This window comes from Streptomyces novaecaesareae (genome assembly GCF_000716875.1).
Classification (GTDB): Bacteria; Actinomycetota; Actinomycetes; order Streptomycetales; family Streptomycetaceae; genus Kitasatospora; species Kitasatospora novaecaesareae.
In genome coordinates, this window is record NZ_JNWQ01000037.1 from 1 (window position 1) to 19,862 (window position 19,862).

Genomic DNA, 19,862 nt, shown 5'->3' on the forward strand with positions numbered 1-19,862 from the left:
CTCCTGCTAGCAATCACGTCCCCGACCAGCCCGAGCACCCCGCCTCCGGCCCACACCAGCCCCGTGACCTGCACGTTCAGGTTGGCAATTGCTCACTGGGAATCAGCCGGCGGCCTACGGCCTGTGGCGCGATGCTGTGCTCTCGGGGACGAAGCTGGCCGGCGATGACCGCGCGGAGGTGCTCGCCTTCGCCATACCGGTGTTCAAGGCAGCGGGCGAGGAGGCGACCAACGCTCTCATCGGGTACGTCGGCGAGTGGCTGTGGTACCTGACAACGCGCGAACTACCTCCAGAGGCCGACCGGACGATCGAGATCATCAACTCGCCGAGTGGCACGGTTACGGACAGCGGTGGTGATGGGATAGTCGTCCACCGTCTGACAGGTACGGAGGGCGAATTCTCTTTCAGGCTGTGGGAGATGAAGAAGTTCACGGCCGACCCTGCGAAATCGAGCGATGTGGGGGCAACGATCCGGAACGCGTGGCGTCAGCTCGGCACGAGCGGAGCCGAGTACCTGGCGATGATGTCGTTCGCCGACAAGCACCTTTCCAAGGACTCTCACGCGTTCGTCAGCACCCTCGTGCGACAGTGGGTGCAGGCGGCTCCTTCCAGCAACGCGGGGGTGAGCGTGGCGCTCGACGAGACCGCAGTTCCGCAGCAGGCGTTCCACCTGTCTCACACGCACTTCACTTCACACACGCATGACGGCGCGTTGGCAGGGTTGATCATCGGCATTGATGAACTCGGTGAGTTCGCCAAGGACGTGAGGAGCTATGTGTGGAGCGCACTCTAGACCTGCAGGTCCTCACCCATGCCCTTGGTGATCACAGCGGTGCGATCCTCCCCACCCCGGCAGAGCTTCTCAACCTCCTGACGCAGCTGGAAATAGACGCGTTGCGGGCCGACTCCGGTGTTCCGGAGGACGTCCTGAACACTGCGTGGCTCCTCCACGGCCTGGCCGCGGTCAGCCCCGGCGCGGCGGACTACAACCCAGCCCAAGTCCGTCACGCGTTCGCCGTCAGTGCGCACGTCCTGGACCTCGCCCTCGCTGGCGCGCACGATGACACCGAGCGTCTGAAGATGGCCTTCGCCGCGCAGGCCGGCTACCGGCGATGCGAGCAGGACCCCAACGCCACCGCCGTGTACCGCGCCGTCGAACGGCTCGTAAGAACCGATGTGGAGCTCCCCGACCACGTCGAAACCCTCGCTCTCGAAGCGGGCGTGGCCTTCCTCGGCATGGACCGTCCGGCATTCACCACGGCGCTGCGAGCCTGGCGCCGCCAGCTAGCTCAGCTCCGCACGCTTCTCGGCCGCCGCTTCGATCGGCCGGACACCCTGGCTGGCACCATGTACGGGCCGGCCGAGGCCGTCGTCAACGCGGTCCACCACCTCCACCAGCACCTCGCCTTCGGCGGCCCAGAGGACTTGGACATCGCCGTGCAACTCCTCGGTCGCGTCGTGGGTCAGCAGGTGGGTTCGGGCGATTTGCTGGCGCGTTGGGTGGCCTCGCATCTGCTGGAGTTGAGTGAAGACCTGTCCGCCAGCAGCCTCTACAACCTGCTGCCACCGGGGACCCCGCCAGCCGTGGCACGGACGTTCGCGCTCTCCAGCCCGCCGGTGCTCACGCTGTGGCCGCCGCAGCGCAAGCTGCTCGAACTCGAACGAGGGAACCCGGTCGACCCCGCGACCACTCGCAGCCTGATCAGCGTGCCCACGAGCGCGGGCAAGACGCTCATGGCGCAACTGGTGATTTGCGCACATCTGGCGCAGGCCTCTGGGGGGGTGCTGTACGTGTCACCGATGCGCAGTCTCGGGCGGGAGATGCGGCAGGCGCTGCGTGGGCGGTTGCGGCTGCTGGGTCGGCGGCTGGCCGCCGAGCTGCCGGACTTCCCCATCGGCGAACGGGGGCTGGGCAATCTCAACGACGACGTGGAGATCCTCACCCCGGAGCGGCTGATGCACATGCTGCGCCACGATCCGGTGGAGGCGCTCGACGGCGTCGGGCTGATCGTGGTGGACGAGGCCCATCACATGGCGCGGGCTCAGCGGGGCTTCGTGTTGGAGGGGCTGCTGGCGTTCTGCCAGGTTCACCCAGGTGCACCTCGGCTGGTGCTGCTGTCCGCGGCGGTGGGGAACCGGGCTTCGTTGGCATCCTGGTTGGACCCGTCCCGTCCGCCCGAGGAGGTGTACTTCAGCGACACCTGGCGTGGGCCGCGGCGTCTGCACGGGCTGCTGTCCCCGCACTACATGCGAGATCGGGTGGAGCGGACTGCGCGCAAGCCCACCAAGAAGGCGCGAGGGCGCGTCAAGGCTGTGGTGCCGATGGCCTTGCGGATGGCACTGCGCCCCACTACGGCGTCCAAGCCGACGGTGTTGCTCACCCGGGAGCTCGGGCGGCGGTCGTATGCCGAGACGTATCCCGGGGACTGGAGCCGTGAGACCCTGCTCGCAGGCGGTACCGCGAGCTATCGGCTGTTCGCGGCGGGCGCTGCCTACCTGACGACCAAGGGCAGCGTCCTCGTGGTCGTCGCCACGAAGAAGGAAGCCCGCAACACCGCGCGCGCGATAGCCGAGCACCTGGAGGAGCGGGCCGAGGCCGAGTCCCTGGTCACGTACCTATCCGAAACTCTGGGGTCGGAACACCCGCTGGTGTGGTGCGCCCGCAAGGGTGTCGCCTACCATCACGGTGCGCTGCCGGACGATGTCCTGGAGGCGGTCGAGGACGCGTTGCGGGCCGGGCAGCTCCTGGCGATCGCCAGCACTAGCACGTTGACCGACGGCGTCAACCTGCCTGTGCGCACGGTCATTGTCCATCACTCGATCAGCGGGGACTTTCTCAGCTACGAACGGCAACGGCAGATGAGCGATGCGGAGTTGCTCAACGCGGTTGGCCGGGCCGGGCGCGCCGGGCGTGAGAGCGAGGGATGGATCCTGCTTACCCGGCCGGTCACACCCGCCAATGCCGACTTCGATCGGCTCGCCCCGGGCGACGACCAGCTGCGCGTCACCTCGGCTCTGCTGGACGCCGAGGTCCTGGAGCAACTTTCCGAGGCCGAGAACAGGGTTCGGGACGATGCCGACGAGGTGCTCATGCTCGCGGGTACGCTGGTCGCGGACTTCGTCGCCTATGTGTGGTTCACCGTGGACGCGCTCGGCTCGATGCCCGCCTTGAACAGCACCCCGCTCAAAGCCGTCGAGAACCTGCCCGCGCTCCAGCTGGTGGAGGACCCGCAGGAACGCGCGAGGTGGCTGTCACTGGCCGAGAAGGTCGCTGCGGTGCACGCGGTGACCAGCCCGACGACCCGCAGGCGCTGGGCCACTACCGGCACCAGCCTGTTCAGCGCCCGCAATCTCGACGAGGTCGCCCGCTGGCTCACTGGCGAGGTCCGCGCCCTGACGGCACACCGCGACGAGGCACAGTGGGAAGGCGACTTCGAAGGGTGGCCGCTGGCCGTGGAGGAGTGGTCGCTTCGCCGCACACTCGACTTCCTCACCCAGCACAACGTGCTCGACATGCTGCTCCGTCTGCCCGAGGTCGAGGGAAACTGGAAGTTCACCGACCAGGAGCACCGGGGTAAACCCCTGCAGGTGCCAGTCAGCCAAGCGATCACCGACTGGATCTCCGGCATGCCCATCCCCCACCTCGCACAGCGCTGGCTGCCGGCCGTGGACCGAGTGTGGGCACTGGAGCAGACCGTCGACAACATCAGCGGCACCTTCGAGCACGCCCTGTCCTGGACCCTCGGGGCGCTGATCCACCTGGTCAACACGCGGCTCGACGACGCCGGCTCCAGCACTCGCCTCCACCCCGAGACCAGCTGGTACCTGCGGCACGGCGTCGACACGACGCAAGCCCTGAAACTGCTCACCTCCGGCATAACCTCGCGCCGTCTCGCCCATGCCATGGGATCCGTGGCGGCTGAGCAACGGATCCCATCCGCAGACATGAAGGAGTGGGTGACCGCCTGGCAGATGGAAGGCTGGATCTCGCTCTTTGGTCCCACGGCGCGGGAGATCGACGAACTGCTGGAGTACGTCCGCCAGCCACGGGACCTGATCGGCGAACTCATGGCCGACCGCACACCCCTTGTGGAGGTCGCCCTCGACCCGTGGCAGGAACCAGTAGCGGGCGAAGCCACCCTGGTGCGGCCGAGCCCCAACTCGCCGACGCTCAGCGTTTTCGTCGGGCAGCTCTGGGCGGGATACATCCAGGTCCAGCACCAGGTCGACGTTCTCGCCGTGCTTGACAGCGGACTGCCGTTAAGCCTCTATCTGATGAACGGGCAGCTGACCATCGGAAAGGCACCGTCGTCCGGCTGACAGGGGCTGTCCGAGCCGGGCGGCGTCGACCTGCTCCGGCTGCCTGAAGGATGTCTTTAAAATGCACAGCTACTGAGCAGCGGCTTTGCCGGTGAACGCTCTCGGGGCGTGATCGCTGGTCGCGGGTTCCCGAAGCGCAACGATCCGACTTCGCTCCGGGTCAACGCCCTCCAGGTCGGGTCAAGGTCACGGCAAGCGCAACACCCACCCGCGGGATCACCTCACCTGCGCCTCCCAAGCACTTGTCGCCACGACAAGGGATCGTCCCAGGTCAGAGCAGGTTTTGGTGCCCCGGTGAGAGCGGGGTGAGTGCGGCGTTGCTCGACCTTCGATCCGCAGCGCGGGAGCATGAGCGTGGCAATTTCACACGAACCTCCTTTGGGGGCGATCACCATGCGCTCCGCAGCCCACACCGGGCACGTCTTCCGCCGGTGCGGCTGCCGCGACCACAACGGCAGGCAGCTCGGGGCCAGTTGCCCCAAGCTCGCCACCGAGCCCGATCACCGCACCTGGACCTTCTCTCTCGACCTCCCCTCCCCCGGCCGGCACCGCAACATCGTCCGCCGCGGCGGCTACCCCACCGCCGAAGCCGCCCGAACCGCCCTGCGCCGGATGATCGAAGGGCAGGCCGGCGGCTTAAACGCCGACCCCAACCAGACCATCACCGACTACCTCACCTCCTGGCTCAAGGACAAGAAGCTCACCCTCAAGCCCACCACCTACGTCCGCTACCGCGATTACGTCACCAACGACCTGATCCCCGCCTTCGGCCAGGTCAGGCTCGACGATCTCGGCTACTCGCACATCGCCGCCTTCGTCCACACCCAACTCGACGCCGGACGCGGCAAAGTGACCGTCCACCGCTGCCTCGCCACGCTCTCCAGCACCCTCGGCGACGCCGTCCGACACCACCGGCTCCCCTACAACCCGGCACGCCCGACCGTCATCCCGCGGCCCGCCGCAGCCGAACGTCAGATCTGGACCGTCCAGGACGCCATCCACTTCCTGCACTGTTGCCGCGCCGCCGATCCAGCCTTCGCCGACCTCATCGAGGTCCTCATCGGCACCGGCATTCGCAAGGGCGAAGCTCTCGGACTGCACTGGAACGACGTGCACCTGCCCGAGCGTGTCCTCTACGTCCGCTACACGCTCTCCGCCGTCGACAACAACCACCTGATCATCACCGCGCCGAAGACCCGCAGCAGCAAGGGCTGGGTCGCGATCTCCCCGCGCGTCGCCGTCGCCCTGCGTCACCGGGCCGAGGCAAAGAGCCCCTCACCCGCCCGATCGATCCGCGGCGGCTTCGTCTTCCACCGCCCCGACGGACGCCCTCTCCACCCCGAATACGTCCTCAACCACTTTCACTACCTCTGCCGTGAGTTCGGCGTCCCCCGCACCACCATCCACGACCTACGCCACCTCGCGGCGACCATCTCGATCACCGCCGGGGTGCCCCTCACCGTCGTCTCCAAGACCCTGCGGCACGCCACCCTGTCCATCACCGCGAACATCTACGGCCATCTGACCACCCAGGCCGCCCGTGACGCCGTCGACACCATCGACCACGCCCTCACCACCGCCGACCAACCGGTTTCCGCCCCTATCCAGCTGCCCCACCCGAGAACACCGGACACTCACGCACCCCGAATCCCCAGACATCTCACCACGGCCAAAAATCCAAATCAGAAGGCAAGTTGACGCTCACGCCCGGAGGTCGAGAAGATCCATCTCAGATCACCGATATCACAATGCACTCACAAAGCCCCGAAAACGCTTCAAGGCCGTTCCCGCCATCAGGCGGAAACGGCCTACGACCTGCATTTTGCAAGTCGGGACGACAGGATTTGAACCTGCGACCCCTTGACCCCCAGAAGAATGCCCAACTGGTGTTCAGCAGTCCGAATCCCGCAGGTCAGGGCCCACCCCGTCCACCACCCACGACGCCTGATGACATCTCATGATGCCCAGTCCGTGAGAGGCGCGTGAGAGGCAACGGGCGAGGGAAAGTTCGAAAGTGATTTGCCTCACACCCCATGGCGGCGCTGATCGGCGTCCCCGAGTGTCTCATTCCGCCCCCGCCCTGGCGCGGCCAGCAGCTGGCTTCGGAAACCATCCCAACTATTCCTGCCATCACCGCGGCAATGCAGTGCTGGCCAACCAATAATTCCCTCACCCGGAATTATCGGCAAATCCCCGACGCGGTCGGATGCCGTCGTCCAGGACGTACTCCGGGTCGGCGTCACGCAGGGCACTGGTCAGGCCGTGAGGCGAGGTTAACGAGCCGCACCGACACTCGGGCTCGGTGAAACCGATACAGAAATGACGAGGCCCTGGCCGGGGGGTACCAGGGCCTCGTCGGGGAAGCGGGCCACGGCCACGGGGCGGGGCCATGACCACGCTGGTCTCACAATGCCTCGTTCTCGGGCATAGAACTACTGATCTTTGACCTCGAGCCCGACCGTTCCGCCCTCGGTCTTGCCGAGGTGGAGCCGAGAACGCCCGAAGGTGACGTCGATCCCCTTGCGCAGGGTAATCGCGATGGCGTGCGAGTCGAGCGTAACCGAGTTGTCATCGACGTTCTCCACCGCGGAGGTCTGCCCACCGATGGTCGCTGACTGCCCGGACTTGAGATCGAGTTGGCAGGTCTGCTTCTTGGAGCCGAGAACGGCGTGGTCGGGCTCACCGCATCCGACGGCGGTCGCGGACAAGGCGACCAGCAAGGCCAGTGAGGCTGCGCTCTTGAACGTGCCCACGATCTCTCCCCCTTTCTTCGTCAGGGCTGGTCTCGCGGTATGTTGCGGTCTGATCGCGGCGCCTCGGTCCGCAAGCGCCTGGTGACTTCTCCCTAAGCCGCCGACCCTGGCAGCCAGTTGGGCGAAGGCGGGATGGCAGCGGCTGTGCTGGCGCCCGCGGACAGGGCCAGGAGATCACCCGATGATCACCGTGTCGTGGCTTCGCTCCTCGAATTCGCTCAGCTCGTGGCCTCGGACCCGGGGAAGGACGAACACCAGCAGGAAGCAGGCGACGAACAGGCCGACTTGCAGGAAGAGGGTTCGCTCTGCCGCCTCGGCAAAGTCGGTGCGCAGGTCGCGGCTCGCCTCGGCCTGGAGGACGTCTGCCACCTTCGCGGCGAGCTGGATCTGACTGCTTCCGCCCGGCGGATTGCTCTCGGCCTGGCAGCTGGCCGGGACGGCGGCGGGGTCCTTCTCGTTGGCCCGGTCGTGGAAGCAGGCGCGGTATTGCTGGATCATCCGGTCAGCCGCCGGCTCGTCCAGCTTAAGTACGACCAGCTCCCGTTTGAGTTGCGGGACTTGAGCCGCGGTGACGGAGTCCGCGTGACTGCCGAGCAGTCCGAAGAAGAATGTGCCCAGGACCGCGATACCGACAGCACTGCCGATCTGCTGCGCGGTGGTAAGTGCGCCGGAGGCCGCGCCGGCCTGATCAAGTGGCACCTTGGCCAGGACCAGGGTGACCAGCGGGGTGACGGTCAGCCCGAAGCCGATGCCCGAGAGGACGAGGGACGGCAGCAGTTGGAGAGTGTGGAGGTCGGTGCCCCAGCGGTGCACGACCCAGATGGTCGCGCCGGTGCCGAGGATGAGGAGAGCCAGCCCCAGGTGCAGGATTGGACGACCGAGCCGAGGGGCCAGCGCGATGGAGGTGCCGGACCCGACCGCCGAGCCCAGCGCGTAGGGAACGAGAGCCAGGCCCGCCTGAAGAGCCGTGTAGCCGAGGCCCGTTTGGACGTAGAGGCTGAACACCAGGAAGAAGGGCAGGAAGGCGCCGTAGAAGAGGATGACCAGGACCAGTCCGCCGGTGAAGCTGCGGTTGCGGAACAGGCTCATCCGGACGAGCGGACTGCTGCCTGACCGTGCGCGGTACTGCTCGTAGACCGCGAAGAGCAGTAACAGAGCGGCACCGGCGCCCATCAGGGTGAACAGCCATTTCGGCCAGTCGAGTTCACGCCCCTGAACGAGCGGATAGACGATCAGCGCGAGGCTTGCGGTGACCAGGAAGACTCCCGGCAGATCGACGGCACCCGGGTTCTCCGCACGGGACTCCGGGAGGTAGCGGAGAGCGAGCAGCACTGCCAGGATGCCAACCGGTACGTTGACCAGGAAGATGGGCCGCCAGCCCCAGCCGAACAGGTCGACCCGGATGAGCAGGCCGCCGACCAGCGGGCCAGTGATCGCAGCGAGGCCGATGATGCCCCCGAGGATGCCGAGCACGACGCCTCGTCGCTCCGGCGGGACGGTGGCTTGGATAACGGAATAGACCTGCGGGTACATCAAGGCGGCGGCGAGCCCTTGAAGGAGCCTGGCGACCACCAGCAGTTCCGCGCTGCCGGCGGCTCCGCACAGCAACGAGGCCGCGGTGAAGGCGATCATTCCGACCAGGAAGATCCGCTTTCGCCCGGCCCGGTCTCCCAGTCTCCCTCCGGCCATCAGCAGGACCGCGAACGCCAGTGTGTATCCGGCCAGAACCCACTGGATCTGGGAGTAGCTCGCCCCCAGCCCGTTCTGGATCGCGGCAACGGCAACATTCACGATGCTTACATCGATCAGCTGCATGAACGCGGCCGCCAGCACGATGGCGAGTGCGATCCAACTGTGCCGCCCGGCGGGTTTCGCGTGCACGGCGCGTGCCGGCACTTCCCCCTTGCCGAGGTCAACCATGGCCTCTCCCACGGGTTGTAGCGGTTTAGACATCACTTACCCTAACAACATTAGAGTCACCTATCAACGTTAGGTAGGTGCATGCCTCGATGTTCGCCTATCAGTCCGCAGGCCGGATGCGGAAGGAACCCGGACATACGTGTGCGCCCGGGGCCGGTCGGCGGTGCTTGCCGACTGGCCCAGGGCGCACGTGGCTTCGGGGTCAGGCCGTTACGGGAGGAGCAGAGGCGCCCCGATCACCAACCTTCACTCATGCCGTTGCCGTATGGCCGTCCTCCTGCCAGGACGAGGCGGAGCGCGCGCAGGGCGTTCAGGTCGCGAAGTGGGTCACCGTCTACAACGAGCAGGTCGGCGCGGTAGCCGGCGGCGAGCTGTCCGGTATCCGCATCGATTCCGAGAGCGCGGGCCGCCTCGATGGTGGCCATGTCGAGGATCCGGTCCCGGGAGAAGCCCAGGTGCTCGTAGAGCTCGAGACCGTTCACGAAGCCGTCGAACCCGGCGCCTGGCACCCCGGCGTCCGTGCCGGCCACCAGGCGAACTCCCTGCTCAGCCATCCACCGCACCTGGCCGAACAGCTCCTCGGCGCGGTCCTTTCCGAACCGCTCCGCGAATAGCCGCCAATTGGGGCTGGCCGCCGGGCAGACGTGGATCTCCTTGGCGACCAGGTCGGCGACGACATCGGCGCGCACCTCGAAGCCGCCGTCGACCATCCAGGTGCAGTGCTCGATCGTGTTCACTCCGGCGGCGACGGCACTCGCGATGCCGTCCGTGCCGTGGGCGTGGGCTGCGACGGGCAGCCCGGTTCGGCGGGCCGCCTCGACGACCAGGTGCAGCTCGTCGGTGGTGAACTGGGACTGCCAGGTCGCCGGTCCACCCTTGGTGAGCCCGCCTCCGGTGGCCATGATCTTGATCACGTCGGCGCCGGTCTCGGCATTGCATCGCACCTGTTCCCGGATGGCCTCCTCGCCGGATACCTCGCCTCCAAGGAACCAGCAGTGCCCTCCGGGCGGGGTGAGGGGGGCCGTCGCCGCGAGGATCCGCGGGCCGTGGAGAACTCCCGCCGCGATCGCGTCCCGCAAGCGCACGGAGAGTCCACCCCGGTCGCCCAGGTCCCGCGCCGTAGTCACCCCGGCCGCGAGGAGCTGCTGGGCCCGACCGGCCATGCCGAGAAGCAGGCTCGGATCGTCCGCCTCGCGCAACGCGCCCACCGGATCGAATGAAGCATCGAAGGCGAGATGTACATGGCAGTCGATCAGCCCCGGGAGGATCGTGCCCTCGGGGTAGAACGCCCTCCGTGCGCTATCGGGGGCGATGTGTTCGACCTCTTCCCGGGTCCCGACTGCGGCGATGGCGCTTCCACTGACGAGGACGGCCCCATCGTCCACGCATTCGCCGCCGGGGCCCGTGAGCACCCGTCCAGCCGAGATCAGCAGTTCCATGATCCGTCTCCTTGTCCAATCCGAATTCACCTGCGAGGAACCGGGCGCCTGGTGCCAGTGGCCCGGCTCAGCCGAGCGCGAGGTGCCCGAAACTCGGGTAAGGAAGGCCAAACCGGGGCACTCGCACCCAGGGAAGCACTCGTCTGCGAGGGTGCATCACCTCCGCAGCTCAGCGGCTTTCGGGTTAAGCCGATCTCAATGCATCTGCCAGAGCCACGAGTTGTCGAACGTCGGCCTCAAGGTCGTCGCTGTGTGGCATCGCTATCGGGACCGCAATCGAACTCGCCGAGCCGCCCGCCGCGTGGGTCTGCAGTGCGGTCCGAAGGTGCTCGGCCAGTGCCGCCGGCGAGCTTTCGCTGCCGTCGTGGGCGCCAAGGTCTGCGAGGTACGGGCTGATACGCACCAGACCGTCGCGACACTCGATGACGCGCCGGTAGTACCGGCGGTGAACGCCACCGAGGGACGGGAGGCGGCGCCACCGGTTGACAGGTACGCGATGCAGGGTGTCCTCGGGGTACGCCTTGTGAAGCACCGTCCAGAGCGGGTAGAGCCGCCGGTACAGGCGGCGGTGACGCCTCCTGATCCGCAGTGCGGCTATCCGGGTGACGACGCCGGGGTAGCTCACGCCGATCACGAACAGCGGCACCGCAAGGAGGAGAAGGAGGTTCACGAGCTGGAAGAGGCCGTGCGGGACCGGGCTGCCTCGCCAGCGGGTCACCACGAGGACCGCGCGAACCGAGCAAGCTGCCACCATCCCGGCCATTCCGGCGGCTGCCAACCACAGCCCGATGGCCAGGGGACGGGTGGACATGCGAGCGTAGCGCCAGGTCCAACACAGCGCCGAGGCCATGGAGTAGACCAAGTAGAGCCCTGCAACAAGGTAAAAGATGGCTACTTGGTTCACGCGCATGTCCGCCGTCTCGTAGACGTGAGCTCGGACGCTCGCAGGAGTCGTGAGAACGGCCAGCGAGATAGTTGCGATGGTGGCGGCGAGCGGGAGGGCCTCCCACCGGGCGCGGACTCGCCCGCCCTGGCGATCCGACGCCGAGAAGAGATAGAAGCACATCAGCCAGTAGGCGGCCGCGAGGAGCAGGACGTTCTGTAACAGCTTGGCGCCGCCGGGCCCCGTGAGGCTGTCGAAGGCTCGTGCGCCAGCCCGGAGACCGAGCGGAAACGATGTGCCGACACACGCAAGGCACAGGGTGACCGCGCGAAGGGGGCCATCCTCAGGCGCCTTGACCACCTGGTACAGCTTCCAGCTCAGAGCGATGAGGAGAACCACGCCGAGGAATACGATCACGGCGGTCACAGCCATCCCTGCCGGTCGCCCAGGGCTGTCTGCATGCGCCGCACCGAGGGGTTGCTTGACCTGCGGGGCGTCACGCGATCGAGCACCGCGGCCCATTCGAGGATGATCGTGGCGACGAGTTCGGCCTCGCGTTCGTGTTCCTGGTCGTAGGAGGTTCGCCGAAGTGCGCGCCTGACAGCGTCCAGCGACAGGTCGGGGGCCATCTGCCGCCAGAACTCGTCATCGGTGTCGTCGCTCTGGTGATCCGCCAGGATGTGTCCAACCTCGTGCAGGATGATGTGATCCTGGTGGATCTTGCTGGTCTCCTGTTGGTACAGGATGTAGTCAGCCGAGGCGGTGCCCAGCCACACACCGAACGGCCCGGGCACTGGCAGCGAGTAGGGCACAAGCCGGATGGGACGCCCGCGGCGTTCCCCGAGGAGCCGGCACAGGACGTCCACCTGTAACGGAGGTTGGATGCCCAGTGCTCGCAGCTCGCGCTTACAGCGACGCCGCAGCTCCCGTTCTTTCAATCTGCCCACCCCGATCAGATTCGATATCAATTTCTGCCGCTGTGACCGGTCCCCCTCCGGATGTCAGCGGCCGTGACGATGCCCACCAGTCACGAGCCCCGTCGCTCCGCCTGCTCCAGCTGGTAGACGACGTCGAGTAGATCCATTACCTGCTTGCGTCGCTCCGGCGACAGCTCGCCCGCCCGCATAGCCATGACCTTCACGTCGCCGCTGCCGGCAGCCTTGTCCAGACGCTCCTGCTCCGCTCGCAAGAGGCTCAGCTGGCCTTCGACCCGGTCCGTCACCTCGTCGTCGAAGAAGTACGCCGCAGGCACCCCGAAGAAGTCCGCGAGCGCCTGAAGGTGTCGGAGCGTCGGATTCGTCTTCTTGCTCTTGCGCAGCTGCCAGATGTAGCTCTGCGAGATCGCGACGCCGGCCTTGCCGATGGCGCCGGCGACGTACTCGTTGCTGTACTCCCGGCCCCCACGGGGCTTGATGGTCGCGAACAAGTGGTTCAGCTTGTCCGCCAGACTACGGCCCACCTGCTCGGTCACAGCGGCCCCCTCGCGGCAACGGCCTAGTCTCGACTCGCGTCAATCTACCTCAAGCCGAAGCTCTGCACGACAGTTGAATCATGTCCACTCCAAGACTAGACTCCCCGCAAGCAACTCCACTGTGGTTCAGATATGCCAGAAATGATCTTCGATAAGGGTGGAGAAGCTGGCCGTCGAAGCTAGAGGCGGGAAGCGTTCGGCATGCGCCGGGGGGCAAGCAAGCTGATGTACGGCCGGAACAGGCAAGGACCCAAATCCCGCAACACCCTGGCACCGCCCTTCAGGCGCACTCCCACCGGCGATACCAACCCAGCCTCGCCCGGTCCTGACGGCAACCGTGACTGGCCATAAGCAACTTACCCAGCTCTTCGACTTCCCCGGTCGAATCCACTCACCGAGCAGAGAGGGTAACGATCATGGCGGTGCAGTCGGCGATCAAGGCGCGCGGCGAGCTGCAAGTTTTTCTTCACCGATGTCGCGAGCGCGTCGGCGTCTCCCAGGAGGACGTCGCCAAGCAACTGCATCTGTCCCCGCGTGGCTACTGGAACCTCGAGCAAGGCCGTATCCGCAACCCCAGCACCGCGGTGCTCGACGAGCTCGCACGTCTGCTGGAGCTGAGCCCTAACGAGCGTTGGCGGCTGTACATGCTCACCGTCCGCCACGATCCGCCGCCGCTGGACGGCGCGACCCTCGACGAGCAGTCCACCTGGGCGGACCTGCTGTCGATGCAAACCTGCCCTGCGGTGATCATCGACCAGACCTGGCGGGTCGTGTCTGCCAACGACGCCTACCAGGACATCTTCCACGCGGCCGCGCCGGACCGGCACAGCCGGGCGAATCTCCTGCGGCAGGTGCTCCTGGCGCCCCAGCTTCGTGACACCCTGCTCGGCGACTGGGACGAGGCGTGGGCCACGCCACTGCTGAACGATCTGAGGACGGCCTGCGAGGTGTACCCGGAGGCCGAATGGCCGAAGGCACTGGTGCGGAACGTCGCTCTCGACCCGCGCGTGCACAGGCTGTGGACGCAGCTGTCGACTCGTCCCCTGATTCGCCCAGTGCCCGCTCGCCCGTTCCGGCATCCGGTGTGGGGTCCGCGCGTCACGGTGGTTGAGACCGTCCCCCGGTACCTGGCCGGCTACAAGATCCTGTCCTTCGTACCGGCTGATCGTCGTCGTTGAGCCCGGCGGGGTCGGCGCAGAGGACTCAGCTGGTCCTCATGCACCGGCCCCGCCTGCCGCCTGCGCGGCGAGACCATCGAGCAGGCACGACAGGCCGAACTCGAAGCGGGCGTCGTTGCTCGGCCCCGTGAGCTGTTCCGCGAGCGCGACGGTGTGGGGGAACTCCTCCGGCGACAACTCCTCCAGTTCCTCGCGCACTTCGTCGAGATACTCCCCAGGGGCCTCACCGCGGGCGACCGCGCCGGACATGGGGGTGGTCTCCCACAGGACGAAGCCATGGATGTAGACCAGGCACGTGATCAGCGCGTACGAGCTTTCCCGGTCGCCGAGGCCGGAGCCTCGCAGCCAGCCGAGCAGCCGCTCCAGGTTGCTGAGCATGTGAGGCCCGAGCACGAAGCGGTTGACGAGGATCTGCGCGGCGTCCCGCCTGCTCAGCAGGTATCGGCGGAAGGCGTGGCCGAACTCTTTCAGGTTGGCCTTCCAGTCGCCGGACTCCGCGCCGGGCAGTGCCTCCAGGTCGAAGTCCGCGAAGAGGGCGTCGGCGAGCAGGTCGACGAGGTCGTGCTTGTCCTGGACGTGCCAATAGAGGGAGGCGGCCTGGATACCGAGCTCGTCGGCGACCTTCCGCATGGTGAGGGCTTCAAGTCCGTCCCGCTCGATGAGCCGGAAGGCTGCCTCGGCGACCCGCTCCAGGGTCACCGGAGCCCGGTCGATGCGCGACGGTTCCTTCCGCCGTCGCGGCGATACCCGCTTCCGGGCATCTGACCCTGTCGCCACCCCGTCCTCCATTCGCGCCTTTGGAGCCTATCACCAGGCCACCTAACTGATCTTGTTAGCCAGCCAATAGGCAGGGCAAGCACAACGGAGCCGCAGCCGGGAGGCTGTTGGGCTCACTCCCGGCCACGGCGGTCATCGGCGCATCTCAGGTTGCCGCTGGTCAGCGGACCTTGGGCCAGACCTCCTGCGCGAAGAGCCGAAGGTTGCGCTCCATGGACTCCGCGTTCTGCCCGCCGAAGTCGATCTGCCAGAGCATCGTGTCCAGTGACAGCGCATCCCGCAGGGCCTGGATCTTCTCGACGACGGTGTCCGGGGATCCGAGCACGCCGGTCGCCGTGGAGCGCAGGTCGGCCTCCGAGGTGTTCAGAAAGGTCTTCCCGGCGGCGGAGTAGCCCGGGTAGGCGGAGGAGGTGACGCCGGCCCAGGAGTCGGCCGCCTCTCCCCAGACCTGCAGGTACTCCCGCAGGAACGGTGCCCCGGCCGTGTATGCCTCGTCGTCTGTCTCCGCCACGTAGAGCGGGACGCTGAGGGCGACCCGCGGTTTGCGCCCCGACGCGCCGTGCTCCTCCTCGAAGGTCTCGCGGTAGACCTCCACCATCTCCCGCATGCGCGGGAGTTCCTCCTCGCGGGGCGGGGAGGCGATCAGCAGTGAGAAGCCCTTCTCGCCGATCCAGGCGAAGCTCTCCCTGGAACGGACAGCTGCCACCCACACGGGCGGGTGCGGTGCCTGGGTCACCGGAGGAAGCGAAGTGGCATCCGTGTAGCGGAAGAACGGCGTGTCCTCGGAGGTCTTGTCCTCGGTCCACAGCTTCACCACGGCCTCGATCGTCGCGGTGAACCTCGCGCGGCTTTCGTCCAGCTCGATGCCGAATGCCTCGAACTCGTACGGCAGCCAGGCCCGCGCGAAGCCCACGTCCAGGCGGCCGCCGCTGATCGCATCCAGCTGGGAGGTGTCCGCCGCGAGCTGGACGGGGTGGTGGAACGAAGCCTGGATGCCGCCGGTCATCAGCCGGATCCTGCTGGTCTGAGCCGCGACCGCGGTCAGGAACGCGAGCGGGCTCGGGCAGTAGCCGCCGTAGTCCTTGAGGTAGTGCTCGGTCATCTTCACGTACTCGAAGCCGAGCTGGTCAGCCAGCCGCGACGCTCGCAGCACGTCGGCGTAGTACTGGGCCGCGGAGCGAAGATGCGGCCGGCAGTCGGGCAGGAGAGATATCCCGTACTTCATGACGTTCCTCCTCAACAGGTAGACGAGGTTGGGTAGTTACAGGACAGCCAGGGCGAGGAAAGTGCCCTGTGCCACGGCGAGGGGGATGAGACTGTGCGTGTGTGCGAAGAGGACGCCATGGACCACGCCGATTACCACGCCCACGACGCCGGCGAGGTACCGCCCGTCCCTGTCCCGCACGGGCAGTACGGCGGCAAGCAGCGAGAAGCACGCCGACAGCGCGACTGCCAGACCGGCGCCGCCGCCCCTGGCCAAACCGAAGACGGCTCCCCGCAGGAGTAGTTCCTGGGCGAGCCCGACCAGCAGGAACACTCCGGCCGCTGCCGACCAGGGCAGTCTCTGTGCCAGTCGGCGGTAGGGCCGGACAGCTGTGCTCTGCAGCACCGCCATCCAGTTGTGGCTTCCCACCGGTTCGCGGCGCACGGCGCTCGCCACCATGGTCGACAGCAGCCCCGCGACTGCCAGTTCCCCTGCGCCCACGGCCGCGCTCAAGGGCACGAGTGCGAGGGTGCTCGCGGCGGAGTCGAGCCCTGCCCCGGCCGGCCACCACAGCGGCAGCAGGAGCCCGAATGCCAGGCACCAGGTCGCCACCTGCGAAATGACCTCACCGCCGACCACTGCAACCAGCCGTACGTTCAGCGCCCGGACGCCGTAGCCGGCTCCCACGCTGAGGACGGCGAGTGCGACGGCACCGCGCAGCAGCGGTTCCAGGAGCGCGCTCATCCGGTGGCCGCCTTCGCGCGGGCGGCCGCGGTGCGCTGGTACAGGCGCCAGACGCGGATGTTGAACAGCGTGTGGCCGATGACGGCGGTGAGCACGGTTCCGGTGGTCAGCGTTGCCGCGAGGGCCAGGACAGACAGAGGAAGCTTGGCGGCGGCCTGCCGCCAGCCGAACGGCAGGTGCGAGAGAGCGAACGCGGCCGTCGCGCCCGCGAGCAGCAGCACGCCGACCGGGAGCGGGATCTCGAACAGTGCGAGGTGTCCAAGCGCCCCGCGGTACCAGGTCTCTTCCAGTACGGCACCAGCCACCAGCCAGGGCAGGCCGACGTGGATCTCACGCTTCCGTTCCGCCTTGCCCCACCGGTTCGATGGCATAGCCCGCTGCGCGACCGCCGCCGGACGCACCCCACGCGCCGCGATCCCCACCGGGCGCGTGTGCCGCACGACCCGGACGGTGTTCGGAGCCGGCCGCCCCGGCCGCCTGCCGATCTTCCTGACGAGGTACCGATCAGCTCGCCAGGTGGTCTCGGCGAGTACGATTCCGCCCGGCGCGGCAGCGGCCAGGCCGGGCCATCGGCCTTCCCAGAGCATGCCCGGCCCGAGCACCGCGAGGGCAAGCACGGTAAGCCCGGTCATCAGGACGAGGTAGACGGGGAGCGTCGGCAGGTTGCGGGCCCTGGTCTCGATCCACCGACCGTGGAGGTGGGAGGCCAGGGCCATCGGTGCAAGCCCCCACAGCACCAGGACGGCGAGGAGGTAGGCGCGCATGTCAGGGGTACGGGTGCGGAAGGAGGTTGGCGAAGCCGCCGTAGTCCGCGAACCGGCGATGGGCGGCGGGCGGGGCGCTGGGCAGCGGCAGGCTCAGGGTGTCCGGGGACCAGACCCGCATCACGGTGAAGCCCAGGTCGCGGATGTCCGGTGAGGTCAGGTCGCTCCAGTACAGCCGCTTGCCAGTGCGGCGGAAGCCGTCCACGACCTCCCGCACGATCTCGCGAGAGGACCGTGCGTCGTCCGCCGGAAGGTCGCTCGCGGGCAGGCGAACGCTGCGGGCGAACCGCTCCTCCACCTTCTGCGCCCCTTCGGGGCTCGCGTAGTAGCCGACGTTGGACTCCAGGTCGAACATGGTGTCCAGTCGCTCGTCGCTCGCCGCCAACTTGCCGTCGGCAGCATCCAACTGCGCTTGGAAGAACGACCAGTTCGCCAGCGCCTGGACGCCCACGGTCTCCAGGAGCGAGCGGTAGACGGCCCTCTGGAGGCTGCTGCCGCTGCCCAGGCCGACGCTCACCGCCGGGACCACACCTGCCGGCGAGCGCAGCAGGCAGGCCACCGTGAAGCCGGGAAGATCAGGGTTCGGCAGGTAGTGGAACTCGGGGGCGACCGTGCCCTGGTAGTGCCGGTTGATGAAGGCCTGAAGAGCTCCGAGCCGGTGGTCCGGTTCGATGAGCACGCTCGTCATCGTCCCGTGCCAGTGCCCGATGGCCGTGTCGATCTGAACGAGTTCGTGCAGCGCCCCGCTGAGCGCCGCCGTGGGAGAGGTGTGCGCGGCCGTGCCGGTGGTGACCGCGGACACCAGCCAGGGCTCCTCGGCGGCGGGGAGGTAGCCGAGCAGGAACTGCTGGGCCGGCACCAGGGCCTCGCTGTCCTCGGTCAGCGACGGCACGCGGATCCAGCCCATCGGGGCCGCCGGGTCGAAGGCCTGGTAGAGGAAGTCCTTCCTGGACAGCTGCGTGCGCTCGAAGAACGTGAACGCCTCGGCCTCCAGCACCGGCTCGCCTCGCCGGACCATCTCGGTGTGGCTGGCGATAGTGACGGGCAGACGGCCCTCGGCGATCACCGCGTGGCCGGCGTAGCGTTCGAGGGTCTCGCCGAGCACCCGGATGCGGCTTTCGAAGGGGACGAATCCGTACCCGCCGATGTGGTACGAGCCGGGCTTGGGGGCGGGCCGGTCCTGCCACAGGTGCACGCCGGTCAACTCGGCGCCCTCCACGAACAGTCGCGGGGCGCGCAGGTGACGGTTGAAGCCGCCCATGGAGGTGATCAGGCCACACAGCCGGTTGTGCATCCGGGCCTGTAGGGACCACGCCCGCTCGTCCTCGTCGCGGAAGACGCGCGGTGCCAGGGTGGTTGCCTCACTCATTGATCCACGCCCTGGCGTCGAAGTACAGGCTGGAGTCGTCGCGCCCGCGCAGGGAGCCGCACGCCCGGCAGCCTGGCAGCCGGAGGAACTCGTGGTGGGCGATCTCCATGGTGGGCAGGTAGATCCCCAGGGTCTTGCCGATCGTGAAGGTGCTGCCGGTCTTGAGGAAGTTGACCGCCTCCAGCGCGGTGTGCCCGGCCAGCGTCGTCCGCAAAGCGGCGAGCATCGGCGGCGTGCCCGGGACCACCTGCCCCTCGGCCAGCGCGGTCTTGTATTTCAGGTAGCTCGCGCTCTCCCGCAGGTTCATGGTGACCCGGGTCTCGAAGCACTCGTAGCAGGGGGAGCTCTCCGGCACGATCGTCGGGCCGACGAAGAGGAACGGTCCGTCGATGGCCGCATGCGTCCACGGCACGCCGAGTTCCAGAGCGATCCGGTTGAACACCTGGGACTGGACGGGGTTGACCGTCTGCTGCGCCCACACGACGTAGGCGCCACGCAACTGCGCGAACCGCTCGGCCAGTTCGGCCAAGCGCAGGCCGTCGTGCAGCATCGCCGGGTCCGTGGCGGCGAGGTCGCGGGCCAGGGCGTCCTCGGGTCCGATCCGTTCGATCTTGGCGACCTGGGCGTCCTCGAGCAGCCCGGCGATCCCGTCGGTGAGCGCGGGGTCGCCGATCAGCACCGCGCGGTCGGTCTGCTGGCGGGCCCCGTCGTCGACCCGGAGGGCGCTGACGTGATCGAGGTACGCGTCAAGCGCGTTCGTGGAGCCCCACTCGAGGGCGTCGAGCGTGCGCAGGTGATCGACGACGGCCTCGACGGTCGACCGTGAGACCCCGTGGGCGCGGGCGAGATCGCGGTGGCTGGTGGTGCCGTCGAGGCCGGCGATGAGGCCGAACAGCTTTCCCTTGCCGGACTCGTCCGTGATCGTGAACGACTTCGGGTTCCATACTCCGACCCGCAGCTCCACGACATCGGGGCTGTGGCCGATCACTGTCATCGCGCGCTTGAGACGCGCCTCCGCTTCTGGCATCGGGACTCCATGG

General features: G+C 67.7%; 16 protein-coding genes. 4 read left to right on the top strand and 12 right to left on the bottom strand.

All coding sequences use genetic code 11. From position 1 onward, the window contains the following. Window positions 1-88: 88 nt before the first annotated feature. The 3 genes from OP86_RS16300 (at window position 89) to OP86_RS16310 (ending at window position 6,018) form a co-directional block, all read left to right on the top strand. Window positions 89-793, top strand: coding sequence for a hypothetical protein (locus tag OP86_RS16300; protein ID WP_051830150.1), 705 nt, complete (start codon window positions 89-91; stop codon window positions 791-793). Continuing rightward, entirely contained in the window at window positions 778-4,320 is a 3,543-nt protein-coding gene (locus tag OP86_RS16305; protein ID WP_030258440.1) for a DEAD/DEAH box helicase, read from the top strand. The genes OP86_RS16300 and OP86_RS16305 overlap by 16 nt, the downstream gene beginning before the upstream one ends. A gap of 393 nt (window positions 4,321-4,713) precedes the next feature. Next, complete coding sequence (locus tag OP86_RS16310; RefSeq protein WP_234434990.1) at window positions 4,714-6,018, top strand: tyrosine-type recombinase/integrase; 1,305 nt, start codon at window positions 4,714-4,716, stop codon at window positions 6,016-6,018. Between the two features lie 734 nt (window positions 6,019-6,752). On the opposite strand, the gene OP86_RS16315 is transcribed toward OP86_RS16310, so the two are convergent. From OP86_RS16315 to OP86_RS16340, 6 genes are all read right to left on the bottom strand, one after another. Beyond that, window positions 6,753-7,073: a hypothetical protein gene (locus OP86_RS16315; protein ID WP_030055237.1), complete on the bottom strand. Its 321-nt coding sequence runs from the start codon at window positions 7,071-7,073 to the stop codon at window positions 6,753-6,755. A gap of 174 nt (window positions 7,074-7,247) precedes the next feature. After that, window positions 7,248-8,993: an MFS transporter gene (locus OP86_RS16320; protein WP_051830151.1), complete on the bottom strand. Its 1,746-nt coding sequence runs from the start codon at window positions 8,991-8,993 to the stop codon at window positions 7,248-7,250. A 236-nt stretch (window positions 8,994-9,229) separates the two neighbouring features. Next, window positions 9,230-10,432 carry an amidohydrolase family protein gene (locus OP86_RS16325; RefSeq protein ID WP_078588971.1) on the bottom strand — a complete coding sequence of 401 codons (1,203 nt, stop codon included), beginning with the start codon at window positions 10,430-10,432 and terminating at the stop codon, window positions 9,230-9,232. A gap of 184 nt (window positions 10,433-10,616) precedes the next feature. Beyond that, complete coding sequence (locus OP86_RS16330) at window positions 10,617-11,741, bottom strand: MAB_1171c family putative transporter (RefSeq protein ID WP_234434991.1); 1,125 nt, start codon at window positions 11,739-11,741, stop codon at window positions 10,617-10,619. Continuing rightward, entirely contained in the window at window positions 11,738-12,127 is a 390-nt protein-coding gene (locus tag OP86_RS16335) for a hypothetical protein (RefSeq protein WP_234434993.1), read from the bottom strand. The genes OP86_RS16330 and OP86_RS16335 overlap by 4 nt, the downstream gene beginning before the upstream one ends. A gap of 215 nt (window positions 12,128-12,342) precedes the next feature. After that, entirely contained in the window at window positions 12,343-12,786 is a 444-nt protein-coding gene (locus OP86_RS16340; protein ID WP_030055242.1) for a helix-turn-helix domain-containing protein, read from the bottom strand. 416 nt (window positions 12,787-13,202) lie between these two features. Here OP86_RS16340 and OP86_RS16345 point away from each other — a divergent pair, with 416 nt between their 5' ends. Continuing rightward, on the top strand, window positions 13,203-13,964 hold the full coding sequence (locus tag OP86_RS16345) for an MmyB family transcriptional regulator (RefSeq protein WP_078588973.1): 762 nt from the start codon (window positions 13,203-13,205) through the stop codon (window positions 13,962-13,964). A 36-nt stretch (window positions 13,965-14,000) separates the two neighbouring features. Here OP86_RS16345 and OP86_RS16350 read toward each other — a convergent pair whose 3' ends face one another. The 6 genes from OP86_RS16350 to OP86_RS16375 form a co-directional block, all read right to left on the bottom strand. Continuing rightward, window positions 14,001-14,663, bottom strand: coding sequence for a TetR/AcrR family transcriptional regulator (locus OP86_RS16350; protein WP_030055244.1), 663 nt, complete (start codon window positions 14,661-14,663; stop codon window positions 14,001-14,003). A 238-nt stretch (window positions 14,664-14,901) separates the two neighbouring features. Next, window positions 14,902-15,966, bottom strand: a complete 1,065-nt coding sequence (locus OP86_RS16355) for an LLM class flavin-dependent oxidoreductase (protein WP_030055245.1) — start codon at window positions 15,964-15,966, stop codon at window positions 14,902-14,904. Between the two features lie 36 nt (window positions 15,967-16,002). Then, window positions 16,003-16,689 (bottom strand): CPBP family glutamic-type intramembrane protease, encoded by a 687-nt coding sequence (locus OP86_RS16360; RefSeq protein WP_030055246.1) that lies wholly within the window; start codon window positions 16,687-16,689, stop codon window positions 16,003-16,005. Further along, window positions 16,686-17,453 (bottom strand): CPBP family intramembrane glutamic endopeptidase, encoded by a 768-nt coding sequence (locus tag OP86_RS16365; protein WP_030258445.1) that lies wholly within the window; start codon window positions 17,451-17,453, stop codon window positions 16,686-16,688. The genes OP86_RS16360 and OP86_RS16365 overlap by 4 nt, the downstream gene beginning before the upstream one ends. 1 nt (window position 17,454) lies before the next feature. After that, window positions 17,455-18,822: a YcaO-like family protein gene (locus OP86_RS16370; RefSeq protein ID WP_063832391.1), complete on the bottom strand. Its 1,368-nt coding sequence runs from the start codon at window positions 18,820-18,822 to the stop codon at window positions 17,455-17,457. Beyond that, entirely contained in the window at window positions 18,815-19,849 is a 1,035-nt protein-coding gene (locus tag OP86_RS16375; protein ID WP_106973434.1) for a TOMM precursor leader peptide-binding protein, read from the bottom strand. Before OP86_RS16375 ends, OP86_RS16370 begins: the two co-directional genes overlap by 8 nt. Between the last annotated feature and the right edge of the window lie 13 nt (window positions 19,850-19,862).